This is a genomic window from Nocardia salmonicida NBRC 13393 (assembly GCF_001613085.1).
GTDB classification, from domain to species: domain Bacteria; phylum Actinomycetota; class Actinomycetes; order Mycobacteriales; family Mycobacteriaceae; genus Nocardia; species Nocardia salmonicida.
In genome coordinates, this window is sequence record NZ_BDBR01000050.1 from 52,690 (window position 1) to 72,484 (window position 19,795).

Sequence of the window (19,795 nt, forward strand, 5' to 3'; positions counted from 1 at the left end):
CCCGCCGTACAACGGCGGGGGTTTCGGTCAGACGTTGCGACGCTTACTCGGCGTCGACGGTCTCCTCGACAGCGGCCGGCTCGGCGACCGCGGCAGCCTCGTCCTCGACCGGGACGAGCGAGATCTTGCCGCGGTTGTCGATATCGGCGATCTCCACGCGCAGCTTGTCGCCGACGTTGACCACGTCTTCGACCTTGGCCACGCGCTTGCCGTTGCCCAGCTTCGAGATGTGCACCAGACCGTCGCGGCCCGGCAGGAGCGACACGAACGCACCGAAGGCGGTGGTCTTGACGACCGTGCCCAGGAAGCGCTCGCCGACCTTGGGCAGCTGCGGGTTGGCGATGGCGTTGATCATGTCGATCGCGGCCTGGGCCGACGGCCCATCGGTCGCACCGACGAACACGGTGCCGTCATCTTCGATGGAGATGTTGGCGCCGGTTTCCTCGGTGATCTGGTTGATCATCTTGCCCTTGGGCCCGATGACCTCGCCGATCTTGTCGACCGGGATCTTGATGGCGGTCACGCGCGGGGCGTAGGGGCTCATCTCGTCGGGGTCGGTGATGGCCTCGGCCATCACGTCCAGGATGGTGGTGCGGGCGTCGTGGGCCTGGTTCAGCGCACCGGCCAGCACCTGCGAGGGGATGCCGTCGAGCTTGGTGTCGAGCTGCAGGGCGGTGACGAAGTCACGGGTACCGGCAACCTTGAAGTCCATGTCGCCGAAGGCATCCTCGGCGCCGAGGATGTCGGTGAGCGCGACGTAGCGGACCTCGTCCTCACCCTTGTCGTTGGTGATGGTGTCGGAGACCAGGCCCATGGCGATACCCGCGACCGGCGCCTTCAGCGGCACACCGGCGTTGAGCAGCGACAGGGTCGAGGCACAGACCGAGCCCATCGAGGTGGAGCCGTTGGAGCTCAGCGCCTCCGAGACCTGACGGATGGCGTAGGGGAACTCCTCCTGCGAGGGCAGCACCGGCATCAGCGCACGCTCGGCGAGCGCGCCGTGGCCGATCTCGCGGCGCTTCGGCGAACCGACACGACCGGTCTCGCCGGTGGAGAACGGCGGGAAGTTGTAGTGGTGCATGTAGCGCTTGGAGGTCTCCGGGCCGAGCGAGTCGACCTGCTGCGCCATCTTCACCATGTCCAGCGTGGTGACACCCATGATCTGGGTCTCGCCACGCTCGAAGATCGCCGAACCGTGGGCGCGCGGGATCACGTCGACCTCGGCCGACAGCTCACGGATGTCGGCCAGGCCACGGCCGTCGATGCGGAAGCCGTCGGTGAGGATGCGCTGGCGAACCAGCTTCTTGGTGACCGAGCGGAACGCGGCACCGAGTTCCTTCTCGCGGCCGGTGAAGTCGTCACCCAGACGGGAAAGCACCTCGGCCTTGATCTCGTCGATCTTGGCTTCGCGAACCTGCTTGTCGGCGATGCTCAGCGCCTGGTTCAGCTCGACCTTCGAGGTGCCTTCGACAGCCTCGAACACGTCGGGGCCGTACGGCGGGAACAGCGGGAACTCCTGGGTCGGCTTGGCAGCCAGCGCCGCCAGGTCGGCCTGCGCACGGACCAGACGCGCGATGAACGGCTTGGCGGCTTCCAGACCCTGGGCCACCACGGCCTCGGTCGGCGCCTGCGCACCGTCTTCGATCAGCGCGATGACCTTGTCGGTGGCCTCGGCCTCGACCATCATGATGGCGACGTCGCCGGTGTCGGTGACACGGCCCGCGACGACCATGTCGAATACGGCGCCTTCGAGCTCCTCGACGGTCGGGAACGCGACCCACTGCTCACCGATGAGGGCGACGCGAACGCCGCCGATCGGGCCGGAGAACGGGATGCCCGAGAGCTGAGTCGACGCCGAAGCGGCGTTGATGGCCACCACGTCGTACAGGTCTGCCGGGTTCAGGCTCAGCACGGTGACAACGACCTGGATCTCGTTGCGCAGACCGTCGATGAAGGTCGGGCGCAGCGGCCGGTCGATCAGGCGGCAGGTCAGGATCGCGTCGGTGGAGGGGCGGCCCTCGCGACGGAAGAACGAGCCGGGGATGCGACCCGCGGCGTACATGCGCTCTTCGACGTCGACCGTCAGCGGGAAGAAGTCGAACTGGTCCTTGGGGTACTTGCCGGCGGTGGTCGCCGACAGCAGCATGGTCTCGTCGTCCAGGTAGGCGGCGACGGAGCCGGCGGCCTGCTTGGCCAGCCGGCCGGTCTCGAAGCGGATGGTGCGGGTGCCGAAGCTACCGTTGTCGATCAGCGCGACCGACTCGAAAACACCGGGCTCGACCTCGACCGCAGTCGAAGGGCGTTCAGTTGTCTGCGTCATATTTTCTTCTCTCGACCTCTCGTCTCGCTGGTCGCGCTGCCGTTTCCAGGCGTACATTTCCCCTGGTGGGCGCGAACCCAGCTGTCGTCAGCCGTACCGGACACGGACACGTGGAAACCCTCCTGGCGTCCACGCGCAGCACCCGGCCGTATCCCCTTGGAAGCGGCGACGCGGAGGCGGTCATCGATCGAAGCCCGACGGCGGCGAGAACAACGCCTGCCGAAAGGCCACTACCGAAGACCGACGCCACGCGGACGGATGCATACGGCTGTCACATGTTGTAATGCAGCCGGGAACCCGATGGTCCCCGAATACACGAATAGCCAACGAGAAGAAGTGTACTTCTTCTCGTTGGCCAGGTGTCGACCGCCTCGACGAGGAGGCGTGTCCGATTCAGATCAGCGACGCAGACCCAAGCGCTCGATGAGCGAGCGGTAGCGGTTGATGTCGTTGGCCTGCAGGTACTTCGACAGGCGACGACGACGACCGATCAGGGCCAGCAGGCCGTGACGGGTGTGGTGATCGTGCTTGTGCTGCTTCAGGTGCTCGGTCAGGTCCGAGATCCGCTTCGACAGCAGCGCGATCTGCGCCTCCGGCGAGCCGGTGTCGGTGGGGTGCAGGCCGTATTCGGCGAGAATTGCCGACTTCTGCTCAGTGGTCAGCGCCATGTGGCTCGACTCCTATTTTTCAGTTCCGCGCTCGAAGGTCCGGTTACCCGGGATGGGCGCCACCGCGGACCGCAGCAAACCCGAGGAGCCACTTTACTCGACCCTTGACGAGAGGTGAAACCGGGATCAAGCGTCGGCGGCGGTGAGGACTTTGCGCGCTTCCTCGACATCGCGACCCATGGCCTCGACCAGATCGTCGATGGAGTCGAATTTGCGCATCCCGCGCAGTTGTTCGACGAAATCGACACCGACGTGCTGGCCGTAGAGATCGGCCTCACCGTCGAGGACGAACGCTTCGACGGTGCGCGCGCGGCCCGAGAAGGTGGGGTTGGTGCCGACCGAGATCGCGGCCATGGCGCGTTCGCCGGGCGAGGCGCCACCGATGGCCGGGCCCGACCCGAGCACAGTGAACCAGCCCGCGTACACCCCGTCGGCGGGGATCGCGGCGTGCATCGGCGGGGCGACATTGGCGGTCGGGAACCCGAGCCCGCGGCCACGACCGTCGCCGTGCACGACGACGCCCTCGACGCGATGCGGGCGTCCGAGCGCCTCGGCCGCCGCGCCCATATCGCCCGCGTCGACGCAGGCACGAATATAGGTGGAGGAGAAAGTGACGGCGTGTTCGCCGAGCAGGGTCACCCCGTCGACCTCGAAACCGAACCGCTCACCGAGTTCGCGCATCGTGTCGACGGTGCCCGCGGCCTTCTTGCCGAAGGTGAAGTTGTCGCCGACCACGACCTCGGTGACGTGCAACCGTTCGACCAGCAGATCGTGCACGTACTCGGAGGGGGTGAGTTTCATGAAGTCCTGGGTGAACGGCATCACGCAGAACACATCGATCCCGAGCTCGGAGGCCAACTCCGCGCGGCGGGTCAGCGTGGTCAGCTGTGCGGGATGCGAACCGGGTCGCACAACCTCCATCGGGTGCGGATCGAAGGTCATCAGAACCGAGGGAACGCCACGCTTGCCCGCCGCGGCGACCGCGCGGCTGATCAGCTGCGCGTGCCCCCGATGTACCCCGTCGAACACGCCGATCGTGAGAACGCAACGCCCCCAGTCCGCGGGCACGTCGTCGAGACTTCGCCATCTCTGCACAGAGCGAAGCCTACGCAAAGCGGTGCCCGAACAGAATTCCGGTGTGACCGGATCACCGATACACGGCGTGCCGGTTCGCCGATGTGTTATTCGGGGCAGGGATGCCTAACATTGGTGATGTGCCAGCTAAACGAGATGTCGCGACCCGAAGCGCGCTGACGCAGCCCGCCGAGCAGGCCGAACTCGCCGCCACGATCGCGCCCGACCTCTCGGCGGTGGCACAGGATTATCTGAAGGTCATCTGGACCGCCCAGGAGTGGTCGCAGGAGAAGGTGTCGACCAAGCTGCTGGCCGAGCGAATCGGCGTGTCGGCCTCGACCGTGTCGGAGGCGGTGCGCAAGCTCACCGATCAGGGCCTGGTCGAACACGCCCGCTACGGCGCGATCACCCTGACCGAGCACGGCCGTCGCGCCGCGGTCGCGATGGTGCGCCGACACCGTCTGATCGAGACCTTCCTGGTGAACGAACTCGGCTACGGCTGGGACGAGGTGCACGACGAGGCCGAAGTACTCGAACACGCCGTCTCGGACCTGCTCATGTCCCGCATCGACGCGAAACTCGGCCACCCCGACCGCGACCCCCACGGCGACCCCATCCCCTCCACCGACGGCGCCGTACCCACTCCCCCCGCCCGTCAACTCAGCGACTTCGCCGCGGGTGAATCCGGCCGGGTCGCCCGCATCTCCGACTCCGACCCCGCCATGCTGCGCTATTTCGACTCCGTCGGCATCGCCCTCGACACCACCATCGAAGTAGCCGAACGCCGCGATTTCGCCGGCACGATCGCCGTCCATATCGCCTCGTCCGAGACTCCCACCGAGCTGGGAACCCTTGCTGCCGAAGCGATCTGGCTCACCGCCTGATCGGTCGAGGCGCGCCGGATCAGCAGTTGAAATAGGTGCGCAGGCGAGCCGGTACGCCGTCGGCCGTGGCGGTGGTCCAGCAGGTGTCGTGGGGGAACCTGACGTAGGTGGTCCAGGTTCCCGACGCGCGGGTGATGAGGCGCTGGTTGTCGCCGGGGGTATCCCAGCGGATAACACCCCACTGTCCGTCGCAGTCGGGAATGGTGGCGGCGGGTCCCGGATCGACGCCGAGTTCGGATTCGATGGTGGATTCGGCGCAGGCGGGGGCGGGTTCGGGCGGGGTGTCCTGGAAGCGCAGTTCGCCGGTGGCCGTGCCGCCGGGGGTGACCAGGAACAGCGTGTGCATGCCTTCGGGGACCGGGTTCGTTCCCGACGGCGCGGTCATCCCGAAGTAATAGCAACCGATCTCGGTGGTGAACGCCGCCCGGCCTTGTTCGTCGGTGACACCGTCGCGGCGCACTGTTTCCACCGTCTCACCGAGGGGGATGTCGTTGTTCGACGGATCACACGGCTGCTGCAGCGAAAGGTGCACCGGCACACCGGGAACGGGGACTCCGGACAGGGTCACGGTGCGCAGGACGACGGTGCCGGTCGCGGCCGCTGGCGGCGTGGCGGTCATCGCCGGAGCGGTGGGCGCGCCCACCGACTTCGATGGGCCGCCCTCTCTGGCCGTAGGCGCGGGCCCGCCGGGGAGCACGGCGGGAGCAGCGCTGGGAGTGGCGATCGGTATCGACGCGGTGACCCTGGCCGTCGAGCGCGCCGAGGTCGATCCCGGCCCCTGCGGATCACCGCTCCCACACGCCGTGAGCAACACCGTCACACCGGCGAGAACACCGATCCAGGTCTTCCCGATCGCAGTCATGGTCTGCCCCTCCGCCGCGAAAGCTATACATCCTCGCTATCGCCGGTATCGGACCGGACGTTAGCGACACGCCCAGTGCCGCTGACAGCCGAGGCCACCGGAATGGCCCGGCACTGTCAGCGCGACAGGAAATCCAGGAGCACGCGGAATTCGGTGAGCGAGAGGTATCCGTCGCCGTCCTGGTCGGCGGCCGCGAGCAGGTCGGCGGCCGGTTCGTCGATGTGGCCCGCGCCGACGTGGCGAATCAGCGATTCCAGCTCGGTGACCGAGATCCGGCCGTCGCCGTTGATGTCGAAGACCCGGAACGCCGCGTCGGCGTCGGTGACCTCGATACGCCCCGCGACGACGGCGGCATCGAATTCGGCACGGGAGACGAGGAAATCGCCGTTGGTGTCCGCGGCGGCGACCATCCGCTCGATGGCCTCCCGGTCGACGTCGATTCCCGCCGAACGGATTCCGTCGGCGATGTCATCCACCGACACCAGCCCGTCACCGTCGCGATCCCACAGCGTGAACGTGTCGACCGGCTCTGCACTCATCTCACGAATCCCTCTTCCGCGGCCACCACCGGCCGGTCACGCCACTCTACGGATTCCTGGGAGTGGTTGCGGCACACAACGAGTGGGCGACTCTCAGCTCGCCTGGCCGTCGACCACGCGCAGTGTGACCGATTCGGCCGCCGGTTGCCGGTATTCGGTGAACAGGGCCGCGACGAGTTCACCGCGACTGGTGACGCCTGTCTTGTCGAAGACGGACTTCACATGGTCGCGCACCGTGTGGGCCGATACCAGCAGGTGCCGGGCGATGGCGGCGGTGGACAGTCCCGCCGCGACGAGTTCGGTGACTTCGAGTTCGCGGCGGGTCAGTTCATAGGCCGCGGCCACGAGTGCGGCCACCTCCGACGGCGTCGCGTGTTCGATCACCAGCGCTGTCGTAGTCGGTTCGCCGTGCGCATCGCGCAGACACGAGGCGTGGCAGACGAGCCACCGGCCGGGCAGCGTGCGAATACGGATGCGGGCGCTGTCGCCGGTGAGACGCGCGCGCCCCGCCGTGCTGAGAATCCAGACGGGCAACGGCAATTCGAGGCCGGAGTCGGTGGTCGTGGACGGACCGGGCGGCATCAGCGCGAGCAGCTCACGGGCTTCGTCGTTCACCGACAGCAGGGCGCCGTCGGCGCCGAACAGCAGCAGGCCGGGCGCGTGGACGCCGTTCCAGCCCGTGGTCGCCGGTCGCGCGAAGCCGCGCAACCGCCGTGCCATCGGGGCCGATAACGCTTGCAGCACCGCGACATCGGCGGCGGCGAAGGCCTGCCTTCCTCGATCCCGGAACAAGCTCACCTGCCCCCAGCCCTGGCCGTCTACGCGCAGCACAGCCCGCAATTCGTCGCCGAATCCGCGGGGTCGCATGAAACTTCGATACAGCGGGCTCAGCGTCGGCCGGTCGCCTGTGACCGCGCGCAAACCGGCCACCGGCACCTGTGCCACCGCCAGATCGCGGAACAGGTTGACGTGCTCAGCGAAAATCTCTGACTCCCAGTAGGTTCCGCAGCCGCCCTCGTGCAGGTTCTCCACCCACACCGGCGCGGTGGTCAGCCCGTTGACCGGATCGGTGGCTACCCACACCGCGGCATCGAACCCCACGGATCGGCGCAATCGGGTGGACGTCCGCTTGAACAACTCGTGCGCATCCGGCGCCGCGGCGATCCCGCTGAGCAGAGCGGACAGGGAAGGCGAAGCCGGGGCGGTCATGTGCCCATTGTCGTCGCGTTCAGTGCTCGCCGACCATCCCGCGAACGCGGGATTTCGCAGCGACTCCGGCGCGACCACGCTGATCACCGAGCGGGCACGACGTCGTGCCCGCCATCGAATGAGAGTGCGCGGCAACGCCCTCCGACGACAGGGAGTCGATATGAGAATCGGATCATCGGTGCGGGAGTGGCTGCGGTCGGGCCGCTCGACGCGCTCGCGCGGGCGGAAGGGACACCGGGCACGATCACCGTGTTCGAAGGGTCCGCGGCGCTGTGGCGTGGACGGACCTATCAGCGCGATGTGCCCGCGGTGCGCGTGAACGCCCCGCCTGCGTTGATGTCCGCGCGGGCGAGCGACCGTGGGCACTTCCAGGACTGGCTCGCGCGGCGACCGGATGTGGTGCGCTTCCTCGACCCCGGGTTGGGGCAGCCGATCGTGCCGCGCGCGATGTACGGGGACTACCTGGAACAGTCGGCACGGGCGTCGATCGACCGGTTGCGTCGCGACGGATGTCAGGTCAGTGTGGTGAACGACCGGGTCACCGACGTCGCGGGGGAACAGCCGGTGGTACTACGCACCGAGGGCGGCGTGCTGTATCCGGTGGACCGCGTGGTGCTCTGCGTCGGCAGCGGCCGTCCCCGCGACCAGTATGGACTGACCGGCTCTCCCGGCTACCTCGACGAGCCGTATCCGCTGGTGCGCACGATCACCGAGGTGGATCCCGAGGCTCACGTCGCGGTGATCGGCAGCGGCCTGACCGCCGTCGACATCACGGCGGCGTTGACCGAGAACGGCCATCGAGGTCCGATCACGCTGCTCTCGCGCAGCGGGATCCTGCCGTTCGTGCAGCAACGTCCACGACCATTGGCGCCGCGACACCTCATCCCGGCCGCCGCACTGGACCTGGCCGCGGGCGGCCCGGTCGAGTTCACCGCGGTGGTCGCACTGCTGCGTGCCGAATTGGCCGACCTGGGTGAGGATTTCGACGAGTTCGCCGCCGAGATCCGCGCGACCGGTGCCGAGGACCCGGTGCTTCGCCTGCGCCGTCAGCTCGCCGATGTCGACTCCGCCCTGCTGGGTCGGCGCCTGCTCACGATGGCGATTCGCACGATGGGCCCGATCCTGTGGCCTGCCATGACCGACGCCGACCGGAGGATGCTGCGTACCGATCACTACCGCACGATCAGCAGCCTCAGCTCACCGATGGTCCCACACAACGCGGAAATCCTGCTGCGCCTGCTGAATTCGGGCCAGGTCCGGTTGCGAACCGGACTCACCGCGATCGCGGTGGACGACATCGGGTTCACGATGACGGACGAATCCGTGTGGACGGCCGACATCGTGATCAACGCCGTGAACCCACCCGCTTATGTCACCCCGCAGGACACCGAGTCGCTGATGGCACGCCTTCTCGGCAGCGGCACCGCTGAATTCGCGCCCACCGGCGGTCTCCGGGCAGAACCACACACCCGTGCGCTACACGCCGGCACCTGGCATGTCCTCGGCAACCTGGCGGCGGATTCGATGTTCATCGCCACCAACCCGCCCGGCCTCGCCGCCGAAGCGGCACTGCTGGCCGAACACCTGACGAAGGAATCCGGCCTACCCGTGGACATCTGACGCGGCGGGCGGGTTCGGTAGCCCGGGCACCGATCTCGCCGGTGGCCGGACAGTGAGCATCGACCGTCGAAGCATCGACCGACAACCGTTCGTCAGTCGCCGATTCCTCTGGGGCGCACCACCATCACCGAGCCCGCGCGTTTTCCGCTCTCCTCCAGGAGCGCGATGGCCCGGCCCCGTGGGTCGATGGCGGCGTAGACGCCCTTGATGCCGACAGGTTCGAGCCAGCGGCCGGTGCGCAGGTCGGTGGCCTGCGATTCGTCGATGTCGCGAAGCGGGAAGGCGGTACGGACGGCGGCGTCGATGTCGAGGCTGAGCAGGGGCTGCTCGGCTTCGGCGGCGGTCGCGAGTTCTTCGAGGGTGCGGGCGTGTTCGAGGGTGAAAGGGCCGACTCTGGTGCGGCGCAAGGCGGTCAGGTGACCGCCCACACCGAGGGCCGCGCCGAGGTCGCGGGCCAGGGCGCGGATGTAGGTGCCGGAGGTGCATTCGACCGTGACGTCGAGATCCACGAATTCGCCGTCGGCGACGTCGCGCCGGGCCAGGATGTCGAAGCGCGACACCGTGACAGGGCGGGCGGCCAGTTGCACCTCTTCGCCCGCGCGCACGCGCGCGTAGGCCCGTTCACCGTCGACCTTGATGGCGCTCACCGTGGCGGGGACCTGCTCGATGTCCCCGGTCAGCGCCGCGACACCGGCCGCGATCTCGTCGTCGGTGACGTGCAGTGCCGGAGTGGTCTCGGTGACCTCACCCTCGGCGTCGTCGGTGTTCGTAGCCTGGCCGAGCCGGATCGTCGCGGTGTAGGCCTTGGTGGTGAGGAGCAGTTGGCCCAGCAGTTTCGTGGCCCGCTCCACCCCGAGCACCAACACGCCGGTGGCCATCGGGTCGAGGGTGCCCGCGTGGCCGACCTTCCTGGTCTGCAACAGTTTCCGGCTGCGCGCCACGACATCGTGGCTGGTGAGCCCGCTGTCCTTGTCGACGATCACGAGACCGCCGAGCTCGCCCACCCGCGACACCCGTGCTGCCATCAGCCGTGCGCGATCGCGGTCAGGATCAGCCCGTCGGCGATCAACCAGTTGCCGTCGAACTCGGTCAGCGCGGCGCCGCCGTCGTTCGTCAACCCGGGCACCAGCAGCGTCGTGTGGAAGGTACCCGAGCCCGCATCGTCTGTGCGGGAGTCGATCTCGAAGGTGATGTGCGCGTCCTCGAAACCGAGCCAGCGCAGCGTCAGCGGGAACCACGCCTTGTAGGTGGCCTCTTTGGCACAGAACAGCAGCCGATCCAGGTGCAGGCCCTCGCCCGGCGTGTCCGACAGCCACTCGCGTTCGGCGGGCAGACTGACCGAATCGAGCACGCCGTCGGGCAGGGTGTCGTGCGGTTCGGCATCGATGCCGACCGAGCGGAAACGCAGTGAATGCGCCGTCGCCGCGGCCCGGTAACCGTCGCAATGGGTGAGACTGCCGACGATGCCGCGCGGGAACAGCGGCATTCCGCGTTCGCCCTTGCCGATCGCGACAGGCTGCTCACCGAGCTGCTCGAGGGCCAGGCGCGCACAGTGCCGGGCGCCGATGAAATCCCGGCGACGCTTCTCCACGGATTTGGCGATGAGGTGCTCTTCGGCGGGATGCGCCTTCAAGTCCTCCGGAAACACCAGCAGCTCCGCCGAAGCCACACTCCTCGGCAAAATCCTCTCCAGCACTGCTGTTCCGCCTCTCCGCGTATTCAAGCCAGATCTAGGCGCTGGTCGGGCAGCGTTGGCGTCTGGCGGTACCGGGGGTGGGCGGGTTTGCTCGTGCCCGGTGAGTTACCGATGTCCTTACGAAATCAGGCGGCTCGTCTTCTTGCAAATTCGCTGATCAGATGCCTCGCCGGCGCTCGGCCTTTTCGCGCATCTCGGCGGCTGCGGCTTCCATCTCCGGGGTGACCTTGAAGTGGCCGCCCCAGGAGTTCAGGTCACCGTCGGCGTAGACCGGTTCGGGCAGGATCTGGCGCAGCAGCGGTTCCGGCATGCCCCGGCGTTTCCATTCGCGCGGATAGCCGAGGGAGACCTCTTCGAAGCGGACACCGTCGTAGTAGGTGGTGCGGGGGATGTGGAGGTGGCCGTAGACCGAGCAGACCACGTTGTAGCTGGTGTGCCAGTCGGCGGTCAGGTCCGTCCCGCACCACAGCGAGAACTCCGGGTAGAACAGGATGTCGGTGGGCTGGCGGACCAGGGGGAAGTGGTTGATCATCACCAGCGGCGTTTCCGCGGGCAGCGCGTCGAGGCGGCGCTGGGTGTACTGGACACGAGCGTGGCACCAGGCATCGCGGGTGAGGTACGGGTCGGGGGTCAGCAGGAACTCGTCGGTGGCGACGACATTGCGTTCGCGCGCCAGCGCCAATCCCTCCGCCTTGGTGTTCGTGCCCGCCGGTCGCCACGAGTAGTCGTAGAGCAGGAACATCGGCGCCAGGGTGACCCGGCCGCCGTACTTCTCGGCGCCCGAGCCCGTCCACACCGGGAACGGGTCCTCCGGGGTGACCACATCGAGGTCACGACACATCGCGACGAGATAGTCGTAGCGAGCGGCGCCGTGCATCTGCACCGGATCCTTCGGCGTGGTCCACAGCTCGTGGTTGCCCGGCACCCAGATCACCTTGGCGAAGCGGCCGCGCAACAACTCCAGCGCCCACCGCACCTCCTCGGCCTTCTCCCCCACATCACCGGCGACGATCAGCCAGTCCTCGGGCGAATCGGGAACGATCTGCTCCACCACAGGCTTGTTGCCCTGATGCCCCACATGCACATCGCTGACCGCCATCAACTTCGGAATCACCTGTCCACAGTGGCACACTCCGGGCCGGCGGCACCGGCGGGTTCACCCCTGCGCGTCGGAGGCTTCGGCGACGAGCAGCTCGAGCAGCCCGGGAAACCGTGCGTCGAGATCGGCCCGCCGCAGGACGACGGTGCTGCGATTGCCGTAATTCACCTGCCGGACCAGTCCCGCCTCGCGCAGCACCCGGAAGTGGTGGGTGCGGGTCGCCTTCGTCACCGGCAAGTCGAACGACGAGCAGCTGCGGTCCCCATCGGCGGGATCCAGCGCGAGCAGGGTGATCACGCGACGCCGCAGCGGATCGGCCAGCGCGCCGAGTACCGCTCCCAGCTCGAGGTCTTCCTCCACCCATCCACCTCCACATAGGTACGGCTTGCGTCATACCTAACCGCCGCCTACCGTCCTTAGGTACGTAGAACATCGTACCTAAGGAGCATCATGCCGGGCACCTACGCCCTGGTGGGATTCGCCCACCCGAAACCCGAACGCCGCGACGACCTGCGCGAACTCTTGCTCTCGTTCGTCGAACCGACCCGTGCCGAACCAGGCTGCCTCGAATACCACTTCCACGTCGACAGCGACGACCCGTCGGTCTTCGTCTTCTACGAGGTCTGGCGCAGCAAAGCCGACCTCGACCGGCACCTGGCCCTGCCCCGCATGCGGGACTTCTGGAACTCCCGCCTGGACTATCTGACCCGCGATCTGGACATCCGCTGGATCGACATGCTCAGCCCCTACCCGCGCTGAGTCAGGCCGCCCCGCTCGGTATGTCGGCGCCCACCCTGGCCCAGCGGCCCGACTTCGCTCGGGCGAGGACCGCGACCAACCGCAGCAGCATGAAGGCGACCAGACCCGACCAGATTCCCGCGACGCCCCAGTCGAAGATCAGCGACAGCCAGATCAAGGGAAGGAAGCCGGTCAGGGCGGCGACGAGGGTCGCGGTGCGCAGGAACGCGGCGTCGCCCGCGCCGAGCAGGACGCCGTCGAGGGCGAACACCGCACCGGCGACCGGAATCATGGCGACGAAGAACCACCAGATGACGTGGGCGCGGTCGAGGACCTGGGGGTCGTCGGTGAACAGCAAGGGGATCACGGTCACGCCCGCGGCGAAAACGGCGGCCAGGAGCAGGGCGAAGATCTCGGACCAGACCGTGACCCTGCGGGCGATGCCCTTGGCGCCGTGCGCGTTTCCCGCGCCGAGGGCCGCGCCGACCAGGGTCTGAGCGGCGATGGCGAGTGAATCCAGGGTCAGGGCGAGGAAATTCCAGAGTTGCAGGACCAGCTGGTGGGCGGCGACGGACGCGGCGCCGAAACGGGCGGCCACCGCGGCGGCGGAGACGAAGCAGACCTGGAACGACAGGCTGCGCACGATGAGGTCGCGGCCGAGAACGAGTTGGGCGCGCATCACCGCGGGTTGTGGGCGCAGCGAAACACGTTCGCGCAGCAGGGCATAGGCGAACAGGACGCCGGAGACCGATTGACCGACGAGGTTCGCCACCGCGGAACCGGCCAGTTCCATCCGCGGCGCACCGAGCAGTCCGTACACCAGGACCGGACACAGCACAGCCGAGAGTGCCAGTCCCACCACCACATACGTCAGCGGCCGTCGCACGTCCTGCACGCCACGCATCCACCCGTTGCCCGCCATCGACAGCAGGATCAGCGGCACGCCGAACAACGCGATCCGCACCCAGATCAGCGCCTCGTCGGCGATCTCCCCACCTCCGGACAGCACCGAACACAACGGCTCCGCGAACAGCTGGATCACCACCACGATCACCAGACCGACCGCCGCACCCACCCAACTGGCCTGCACGCCTTCCTCGACCGCACCCGTCCGGTCCCCCGCACCGTGTCTGCGGGCCGCGCGCGCGGTCGTTCCATAGGACAGGAACGTCAACTGGGTGCTCACCGACCCGAGGATCACCGCGCCGACGGCCAGCCCGGCCAGAGCCAGCGCCCCCAACCTGCCGACCACCGCGATGTCGAAGAGCAGATACAGCGGCTCGGCGACCAACACTCCCAGCGTGGGCACGGCGATGCCGAGAATGCGCCGTGGCCCCGCCCGGTCGACCTCGCCGCCGGACGCGGCTTCCTCCATCGACTCAGCGGACTCCACACCGACCTCCCACAGCACTACGAAACCTTGGCGCGAATGCCGCCGACCCGCCGATGGTGACACATGGCACCGACAACACCGATCACCCACGAAGTGCCACACCCGCAACCTCGCCGTGAGCCTGCGATAATCGCCGATCGACAGCTGTGCGGACATCCACAGATCAGCACGAAATCGCGGCGACGAAGTGTGGACGGCGAGCAGGATGGACAGCGATACTGGTCGTTCGCCCAACTCGGGCGGATGACGTCACACCGCGGACGCCCGGTTCGCCCGAACAACTCAGGATCGACGATGGTGTTTGTGCAGCGATGGCGGGTGATCACGGCATTCGCTCTGGTAGGTGCGGCAACACAGCTGGTGTGGCTCACCTACGCTCCGGTGACGACCGTGGCCGCCGAGCACTTCGGGGTGTCCGAGTCCGCGGTCGGGTGGCTGGCCAATATGTTCCCGCTGCTGTACGTCGTCCTGGCCGTTCCCGCCGGAATCGCACTGGATCGCTGGTTTCGGCCCAGTTTGATCGCCGGAGCGGCACTCACCGCGATCGGTGCGGCGCTGCGCCTGCTCGACAGCGGTTTCGCGATCGTGCTCATCGGTCAGACCGTCGTCGCGATCGCCCAACCGCTGGTGCTCAACGCCATCACCGGAATCTCCGGGCACTATCTCGAGGAGAAGGACCGGCCGACCGGCATCGCGGTCGGCACCGCGAGCACCTTCGCCGGTATGGCGGCGGCGTTCGTTCTCGGCGCGGCGCTGCCCGCCGAAAGCCAGCTCATCACCCTCACCGCCATCGGCACGATCTTCGCCGCCCTGGCCGCGATCGCGCTGACCGTCGAGTTGCTGCGCGCGGGCACCGGACCCGCGGCGAGCACCTCGACCTCGCTCAGCACCCTGCGAGCGACCATCGGCGACCGATATGTGCGCCGACTCTGCGTCGCCGTGTTCTTCCCCTTCGGCACGTTCGTCGCGCTGGCGACCTATGGTCAGGCACTGCTGGAGCCGTCCGGCGTGAGCGCCGACGCAGCCAGCATCGTCCTGCTGATGAATGTCCTCGCCGGTGTCGTCGGCTGCGCGGTGATACCGGTCGCGGTCCTGCGCCGCGGCGTCGAACTACCCGCCGTGATGGTCGGCCTCACCGCCAGCGCCGCCGCCTGCCTGCTCGTGGCCATAGCCCCCGGCCTGGCGACAGGTTTCCTGGCGTTCGTCCTCATCGGCCTGACACTGTTGCCCGCCCTCCCGATCGTCCTGTCCATGGCCGAACGCCACACCGGCGCCGCGGAAGGCACTGCCGCAGGCCTCATCTGGATGACCGGCAACCTCGGCGGCCTCGTCGTAGCAGGCCTGACCGGCCTCCTCGTAGACCAGCCCGCCCTGGCCTTCACCCTCTGCGCCACCGCAACGATCCTCGGCGTCCCGCTGACGCTGCGCCTACGACGCGACGAGACGGTCGCCGCGACCTAGGGTCAGCCCAGCGCGGCGATCAGTGCGCGCACAACATCTTCGGCGTTGCCGTAGGTGGTGTAGCCCGCGGCGAAGCGGTGGCCGCCGCCGCCGAAAACGCCGGCGACCGCGGCGACGTCGACGCCGTCGGTGCGGCCGGGGGCGGAGTCGCGGGAGCGCAGCGAGACGGTCCAGCGGTCGTTGTGGCCGCGGGCCTCCTTGAACACGGCGGCGATGCCCGCTTCGGCGGTGGTGCGGATGACATCGATGACGCTTTCGACCTCTTCGGGGCCGACGTCGTGGGTGTCGGCGGCGCGGACCAGCGCGTAGACCAGGCCGACACCGGCCGCGGACGGCACGACCACAGCCGTCGACAGCACCTTCGACAGCATCGGGAGCCAGGCGTAGGGGTGGGTGTCGAGCAGGACGCGGGTGATCTCGGTGCCGTCGATGCCGGTGGCGAGCAACCGCTCTGCCATGGCATGGCTGCCGGAACGAGCCCAGCGGAACGAACCGGTGTCGGTGACCAGGCCCGCGAACAGGCAGTGCGCGATATCGGCGTCGATCTCCACGCCCCAGGCGTCAAGAAGCCGGGTCACCAGTTCGGTGGTCGAGGCCGCGGATTCGTCGATCAGGTCGACGGTGCCGAAGCCGTCGTTGGCGCGATGGTGATCGATCACCAATGTCATTGCCGCGCCGGGTAATCGGTCGGCCAGCGCACCGAGGCGGCTGCGCGCGCCACAGTCGACGACGATCAACAGATCGACCTCGCGCGGCACCTGCGCCGGTGGCACGACCAACTGCACGCCGGGCAGGGTGCGCAGCGAGGCCGGCAGCTCGGCGGGCTCGGCGAAGGACACGCACACCGGTATATCGCGCCGGTGCAGCGCCATGGCCAGCGCGAGCCCGCTCCCGACGGTGTCGGCATCGGGCTGCACATGGCACAGGACGGTCACCGAACGCGCCGCCGCCAATGCGGCGACGGCCGCGCCCAGTTCGGTCCCGTCGCGGACGCTGGTCATCCGGCGTCCACGCAGGCCAACGGTCCACGGCCGGACAGGGCGGTGCCCACCCGGCAGGACGCGACGCCCTGCGTGGTCACTCGAGCTACCGCCCCCGGGCGATGACCGGACATGCCTGCCTACTCGTCTTCGTCGTCGCGATCGACCTTGTACGGGTCGGCGTCGCCCGCGTGCTTGGCGTTGGCGGCGACCTTGGCCACCTCGTCGTCGATGGCGCGAGCCCTGGCGAGCAACTCTTCCATCTCGCGGGCCACCTCGGGAACCTTGTCCAGCGTGAAGGACAGGATCGGGGTGAACTTCACTCCGGTACCGGCGCCCACCTTGGACCGCAACACGCCCTTGGCCGCGTCGAGCCCGGCCGCGGCTTCGGCGTAGTCGGGTTCGGCGTCGATGGTCTCACCCATCACCGTGTAATAGATATTCGCCTCGCGCAGATCGCCGGTCACCTTGGCATCGGTGACGGTGACGAACCGCAGCCGCGGATCTTTGATCTCGTATTCGATCGCGGTGGCCACAATCGCGGAAATCCGCTTGGCGAGCCGGCGTGCCCTGGCTTGATCAACCATGGCTGAGCTCCTCTCTTCGGCGGCGCGGGTGGGGTCCTACGCAGGCTTGCGCCTGGCGGACCCGTGACACCCGTGCCGCAGCCTAGTCTTCGGGTCCGAAGATCCGGCGGCGTACTGCCAGCAACTCTATCTCCGGACGCGCGGCAACGTGCCGCTCACACTTGTCGAGCACCTCGTTCAGGTGTCCCGTTTCCGCACTGACCATGGCCACACCGAGCAGGGCCCGGCGGTGCAGGTCTTGATCTCCGGCTTCGGCGGCATTCACGCCGAAGCGCTTCTGTAGCTCGGCGAGGATCGGCCGGATCACCGACCGCTTCTCCTTGAGCGAATGCACGTCACCGAGCAGTAGATCGAATTCGAGCGCACCGATGAACAGCGGTGCTCACCTCCTGGTAGATGGGGATCCCGCAAGACCCCACGCCGCACCCGAAGAATCGGATGCGGCGTGGGTCGAACGGTATTGCGTTGATCAGTCGCGCGGCTTTTCACGAAGCTCGTAAGCCTCGATGATGTCGCCGTCCTTGATGTCGCTGTAGGTGACGGTCATACCGCACTCGAAACCTTCGCGAACCTCAGGAGCGTCGTCCTTCTCCCGCTTGAGCGAGGAGATGGTCATCGTCTCCGCGACCACTCGACCGTCACGGATCAGGCGCGCCTTGGCATTGCGCTTGACCGAGCCGGAGGTGACCATGCAACCGGCGATGTTGCCGATCTTCGACGAACGGAAGATCGCGCGGATCTCGGCGCGGCCCAGCTCGACCTCTTCGTAGATCGGCTTGAGCATGCCCTTGAGGGCCTTCTCGATCTCGTCGATCGCCTGGTAGATGACCGAGTAGTACCGGATGTCGACGCCTTCGCGGTTGGCCAGCTCAGTGGCCTTGCCCTCCGCGCGGACGTTGAAGCCGATGATGATCGCGTTGGAGGCCGACGCCAGGTTGACGTTGGTCTCGGTGACGCCACCGACACCGCGGTCGATGACGCGCAGACGCACCTCGTCGTCGATCTCGATACCGAGAAGGGCCTCTTCGAGGGCCTCGACGGTACCGGAGTTGTCGCCCTTGAGGATCAGGTTGAGCTCCGAAGTCTCCTTCAGAGCGGCATCCAGATCTTCCAGGCTGATCCGCTTGCGGCTGCGAGCGGCCAGCGCGTTGCGCTTACGCGCATTGCGGCGATCGGCGATCTGACGGGCGATACGGTCTTCCTCGACCACGATCAGGTTGTCACCAGCGCCGGGGACGGAGGTGAAACCGATGACCTGAACCGGACGTGACGGGGTCGCCGCGTGGACGTCCGCGCCGTGCTCGTCGACCATGCGACGGACGCGACCGTAGGCGTCACCCGCCACGATCGAGTCACCGACGCGCAGCGTGCCGCGCTGGATGAGCACGGTGGCAACGGGGCCACGGCCGCGGTCGAGGTGCGCCTCGATGGCGACACCCTGGGCGTCCATGTCCGGGTTGGCCCGCAGGTCGAGCGAGGCATCCGCGGTCAGCAGCACTGCTTCGAGCAGCTGATCGATGTTGGTGCCCTGCTTGGCCGAGATGTTGACGAACATGGTGTCGCCGCCGTACTCCTCGGTGACCAGGCCGTACTCGGTGAGCTGCTGCTTGATCTTGTCCGGGTTCGCACCCTCTTTGTCGATCTTGTTGATCGCGACGACGATCGGCACATCCGCGGCCTGGGCGTGGTTGATCGCTTCCACCGTCTGCGGCATGACGCCGTCGTCGGCCGCGACCACGAGGATCGCGATATCGGTGGCCTTCGCACCACGAGCACGCATGGCGGTGAACGCCTCGTGACCCGGGGTGTCGATGAAGGTGATCAAGCGCTCTTCGTCGTTGAGGTTGGTGAGCACCTGGTAGGCACCGATGTGCTGGGTGATGCCACCGGCCTCGCCCTCAGCGACGTTGGCCTTACGGATCGTGTCGAGCAGTCGGGTCTTACCGTGGTCGACGTGACCCATGACGGTCACGACCGGCGGACGGTGCTCGAGGTCGTCCTCGCCGCCGGCGTCTTCGCCGTAGGTGAGGTCGAACGACTGCAGCAGTTCGCGATCTTCGTCCTCGGGGCTGACCACGTGGACGACGTAGTTCATCTCGCCGCCGAGCAGCTCGAGGGTCTCGTCGTTCACCGACTGGGTCGCGGTGACCATCTCGCCGAGGTTGAACAGTGCCTGCACGAGAGCAGCGGGGTTCGCGTCGATCTTCTCGGCGAAGTCCGACAGCGACGCGCCACGGGCGAGGCGGATGATCTCGCCGTTGCCGCGGGGCAGCCGCACGCCACCGACGGCGGGAGCCTGCATGTTCTCGTACTCGGCGCGCTTCGCCCGCTTCGACTTACGGCCACGGCGAACCGCGCCACCGGGACGACCGAAGGCACCCGCGGCGCCACCACGGCCACCGGGACCACCGGGACGACCGCCGCCGCCACCGGGACGACCACGGAAACCACCGGCCGCGGGAGCACCCGCACCCGGAGCACCGGGGGCACCGCCACCGCCACCGCGGTAACCGCCACCGCCGCCACCACCGGGACGGCCTGCGCCGCCACCACCGGGAGCGCCACCGGGACGACCGCCGCCACCGGGACGACCCGCGCCACCGGGGGCAGGACGTGCCGAACGTGCGGGCATCGCACCGGGATTCGGACGCGGAGGCATCGAACC

19 protein-coding genes are annotated in these 19,795 nt (G+C 67.9%); 4 read left to right on the top strand and 15 right to left on the bottom strand.

Going from position 1 to position 19,795, the window contains the following annotated elements; genetic code table 11:
- Window positions 1-43: 43 nt before the first annotated feature.
- The 3 genes from NS1_RS33800 to NS1_RS33810 all read right to left on the bottom strand — a co-directional run bounded on the left by NS1_RS33800 (window position 44) and on the right by NS1_RS33810 (window position 4,083).
- Window positions 44-2,320, bottom strand: coding sequence for a polyribonucleotide nucleotidyltransferase (locus NS1_RS33800; protein WP_062991100.1), 2,277 nt, complete (start codon window positions 2,318-2,320; stop codon window positions 44-46).
- Window positions 2,321-2,718: 398 nt separating this feature from the next.
- Window positions 2,719-2,988 (bottom strand): 30S ribosomal protein S15, encoded by a 270-nt coding sequence (rpsO, locus tag NS1_RS33805; RefSeq protein WP_056811493.1) that lies wholly within the window; start codon window positions 2,986-2,988, stop codon window positions 2,719-2,721.
- Between the two features lie 126 nt (window positions 2,989-3,114).
- Window positions 3,115-4,083 carry a bifunctional riboflavin kinase/FAD synthetase gene (locus NS1_RS33810; RefSeq protein ID WP_062991102.1) on the bottom strand — a complete coding sequence of 323 codons (969 nt, stop codon included), beginning with the start codon at window positions 4,081-4,083 and terminating at the stop codon, window positions 3,115-3,117.
- A gap of 101 nt (window positions 4,084-4,184) precedes the next feature.
- Between NS1_RS33810 and NS1_RS33815 the strand changes: the two genes are divergently transcribed.
- Window positions 4,185-4,946: a metal-dependent transcriptional regulator gene (locus NS1_RS33815; protein ID WP_255284796.1), complete on the top strand. Its 762-nt coding sequence runs from the start codon at window positions 4,185-4,187 to the stop codon at window positions 4,944-4,946.
- 19 nt (window positions 4,947-4,965) lie between these two features.
- On the opposite strand, the gene NS1_RS33820 is transcribed toward NS1_RS33815, so the two are convergent.
- The 3 genes from NS1_RS33820 to NS1_RS33830 all read right to left on the bottom strand — a co-directional run bounded on the left by NS1_RS33820 (window position 4,966) and on the right by NS1_RS33830 (window position 7,556).
- Window positions 4,966-5,808 (bottom strand): hypothetical protein, encoded by an 843-nt coding sequence (locus NS1_RS33820; RefSeq protein ID WP_062991104.1) that lies wholly within the window; start codon window positions 5,806-5,808, stop codon window positions 4,966-4,968.
- Window positions 5,809-5,924: 116 nt separating this feature from the next.
- Window positions 5,925-6,347, bottom strand: a complete 423-nt coding sequence (locus tag NS1_RS39575; RefSeq protein ID WP_062991106.1) for an EF-hand domain-containing protein — start codon at window positions 6,345-6,347, stop codon at window positions 5,925-5,927.
- Between the two features lie 93 nt (window positions 6,348-6,440).
- On the bottom strand, window positions 6,441-7,556 hold the full coding sequence (locus NS1_RS33830) for a LuxR C-terminal-related transcriptional regulator (RefSeq protein WP_062991137.1): 1,116 nt from the start codon (window positions 7,554-7,556) through the stop codon (window positions 6,441-6,443).
- On the opposite strand from NS1_RS33830, the gene NS1_RS33835 reads away from it, so the two are divergent.
- Entirely contained in the window at window positions 7,557-9,176 is a 1,620-nt protein-coding gene (locus tag NS1_RS33835) for an FAD/NAD(P)-binding protein (RefSeq protein ID WP_255284797.1), read from the top strand. It abuts the gene before it with no gap.
- 92 nt (window positions 9,177-9,268) lie between these two features.
- Here NS1_RS33835 and truB read toward each other — a convergent pair whose 3' ends face one another.
- The 4 genes from truB to NS1_RS33855 all read right to left on the bottom strand — a co-directional run bounded on the left by truB (window position 9,269) and on the right by NS1_RS33855 (window position 12,331).
- Window positions 9,269-10,201 (bottom strand): tRNA pseudouridine(55) synthase TruB, encoded by a 933-nt coding sequence (truB, locus tag NS1_RS33840; RefSeq protein WP_062991110.1) that lies wholly within the window; start codon window positions 10,199-10,201, stop codon window positions 9,269-9,271.
- Window positions 10,201-10,872 (bottom strand): 4'-phosphopantetheinyl transferase Npt, encoded by a 672-nt coding sequence (gene npt / locus NS1_RS33845; protein WP_062991112.1) that lies wholly within the window; start codon window positions 10,870-10,872, stop codon window positions 10,201-10,203. The genes truB and npt overlap by 1 nt, the downstream gene beginning before the upstream one ends.
- A 157-nt stretch (window positions 10,873-11,029) precedes the next feature.
- Window positions 11,030-11,986: a metallophosphoesterase family protein gene (locus NS1_RS33850; protein ID WP_157125532.1), complete on the bottom strand. Its 957-nt coding sequence runs from the start codon at window positions 11,984-11,986 to the stop codon at window positions 11,030-11,032.
- A gap of 42 nt (window positions 11,987-12,028) precedes the next feature.
- The gene (locus NS1_RS33855) at window positions 12,029-12,331 is read right to left on the bottom strand and encodes an ArsR/SmtB family transcription factor (protein WP_062991116.1); all 303 of its coding nucleotides are present in this window, start codon (window positions 12,329-12,331) and stop codon (window positions 12,029-12,031) included.
- Window positions 12,332-12,421: 90 nt separating this feature from the next.
- On the opposite strand from NS1_RS33855, the gene NS1_RS33860 reads away from it, so the two are divergent.
- Entirely contained in the window at window positions 12,422-12,730 is a 309-nt protein-coding gene (locus NS1_RS33860) for a putative quinol monooxygenase (protein WP_062991118.1), read from the top strand.
- 1 nt (window position 12,731) lies between these two features.
- On the opposite strand, the gene NS1_RS33865 is transcribed toward NS1_RS33860, so the two are convergent.
- A complete protein-coding gene (locus tag NS1_RS33865) occupies window positions 12,732-14,084 on the bottom strand; it encodes an MATE family efflux transporter (RefSeq protein WP_062991139.1) in 1,353 nt (450 codons plus the stop codon).
- A 312-nt stretch (window positions 14,085-14,396) separates the two neighbouring features.
- Between NS1_RS33865 and NS1_RS33870 the strand changes: the two genes are divergently transcribed.
- A complete protein-coding gene (locus NS1_RS33870; RefSeq protein ID WP_062991120.1) occupies window positions 14,397-15,563 on the top strand; it encodes an MFS transporter in 1,167 nt (388 codons plus the stop codon).
- A 2-nt stretch (window positions 15,564-15,565) separates the two neighbouring features.
- On the opposite strand, the gene NS1_RS33875 is transcribed toward NS1_RS33870, so the two are convergent.
- From NS1_RS33875 to infB, 4 genes are all read right to left on the bottom strand, one after another.
- Window positions 15,566-16,564, bottom strand: a complete 999-nt coding sequence (locus NS1_RS33875) for a DHH family phosphoesterase (protein WP_056811527.1) — start codon at window positions 16,562-16,564, stop codon at window positions 15,566-15,568.
- A 119-nt stretch (window positions 16,565-16,683) separates the two neighbouring features.
- A complete protein-coding gene (gene rbfA / locus NS1_RS33880; protein WP_056811530.1) occupies window positions 16,684-17,130 on the bottom strand; it encodes a 30S ribosome-binding factor RbfA in 447 nt (148 codons plus the stop codon).
- 82 nt (window positions 17,131-17,212) lie between these two features.
- A complete protein-coding gene (locus tag NS1_RS33885; RefSeq protein WP_056811534.1) occupies window positions 17,213-17,506 on the bottom strand; it encodes a DUF503 domain-containing protein in 294 nt (97 codons plus the stop codon).
- 93 nt (window positions 17,507-17,599) lie between these two features.
- Window positions 17,600-19,795, bottom strand: a 2,196-nt coding sequence (gene infB / locus NS1_RS33890) for a translation initiation factor IF-2 (RefSeq protein ID WP_218019997.1), incomplete at its 5' end; no start/stop codon positions are given.

Coding starts and splice junctions, on each gene's coding strand:
- NS1_RS33800 (WP_062991100.1), bottom strand. CDS start 2,320: ATGACGCAGACAACTGAACGCCCTTCGACTGCGGTCGAGGTCGAGCCC.
- rpsO (WP_056811493.1), bottom strand. CDS start 2,988: ATGGCGCTGACCACTGAGCAGAAGTCGGCAATTCTCGCCGAATACGGC.
- NS1_RS33815 (WP_255284796.1), top strand. CDS start 4,185: ATGCCTAACATTGGTGATGTGCCAGCTAAACGAGATGTCGCGACCCGA.
- NS1_RS33820 (WP_062991104.1), bottom strand. CDS start 5,808: ATGACTGCGATCGGGAAGACCTGGATCGGTGTTCTCGCCGGTGTGACG.
- NS1_RS39575 (WP_062991106.1), bottom strand. CDS start 6,347: ATGAGTGCAGAGCCGGTCGACACGTTCACGCTGTGGGATCGCGACGGT.
- NS1_RS33830 (WP_062991137.1), bottom strand. CDS start 7,556: ATGACCGCCCCGGCTTCGCCTTCCCTGTCCGCTCTGCTCAGCGGGATC.
- truB (WP_062991110.1), bottom strand. CDS start 10,201: ATGGCAGCACGGGTGTCGCGGGTGGGCGAGCTCGGCGGTCTCGTGATC.
- NS1_RS33860 (WP_062991118.1), top strand. CDS start 12,422: ATGCCGGGCACCTACGCCCTGGTGGGATTCGCCCACCCGAAACCCGAA.
- NS1_RS33865 (WP_062991139.1), bottom strand. CDS start 14,084: ATGGAGGAAGCCGCGTCCGGCGGCGAGGTCGACCGGGCGGGGCCACGG.
- NS1_RS33870 (WP_062991120.1), top strand. CDS start 14,397: ATGGTGTTTGTGCAGCGATGGCGGGTGATCACGGCATTCGCTCTGGTA.
- NS1_RS33875 (WP_056811527.1), bottom strand. CDS start 16,564: ATGACCAGCGTCCGCGACGGGACCGAACTGGGCGCGGCCGTCGCCGCA.
- rbfA (WP_056811530.1), bottom strand. CDS start 17,130: ATGGTTGATCAAGCCAGGGCACGCCGGCTCGCCAAGCGGATTTCCGCG.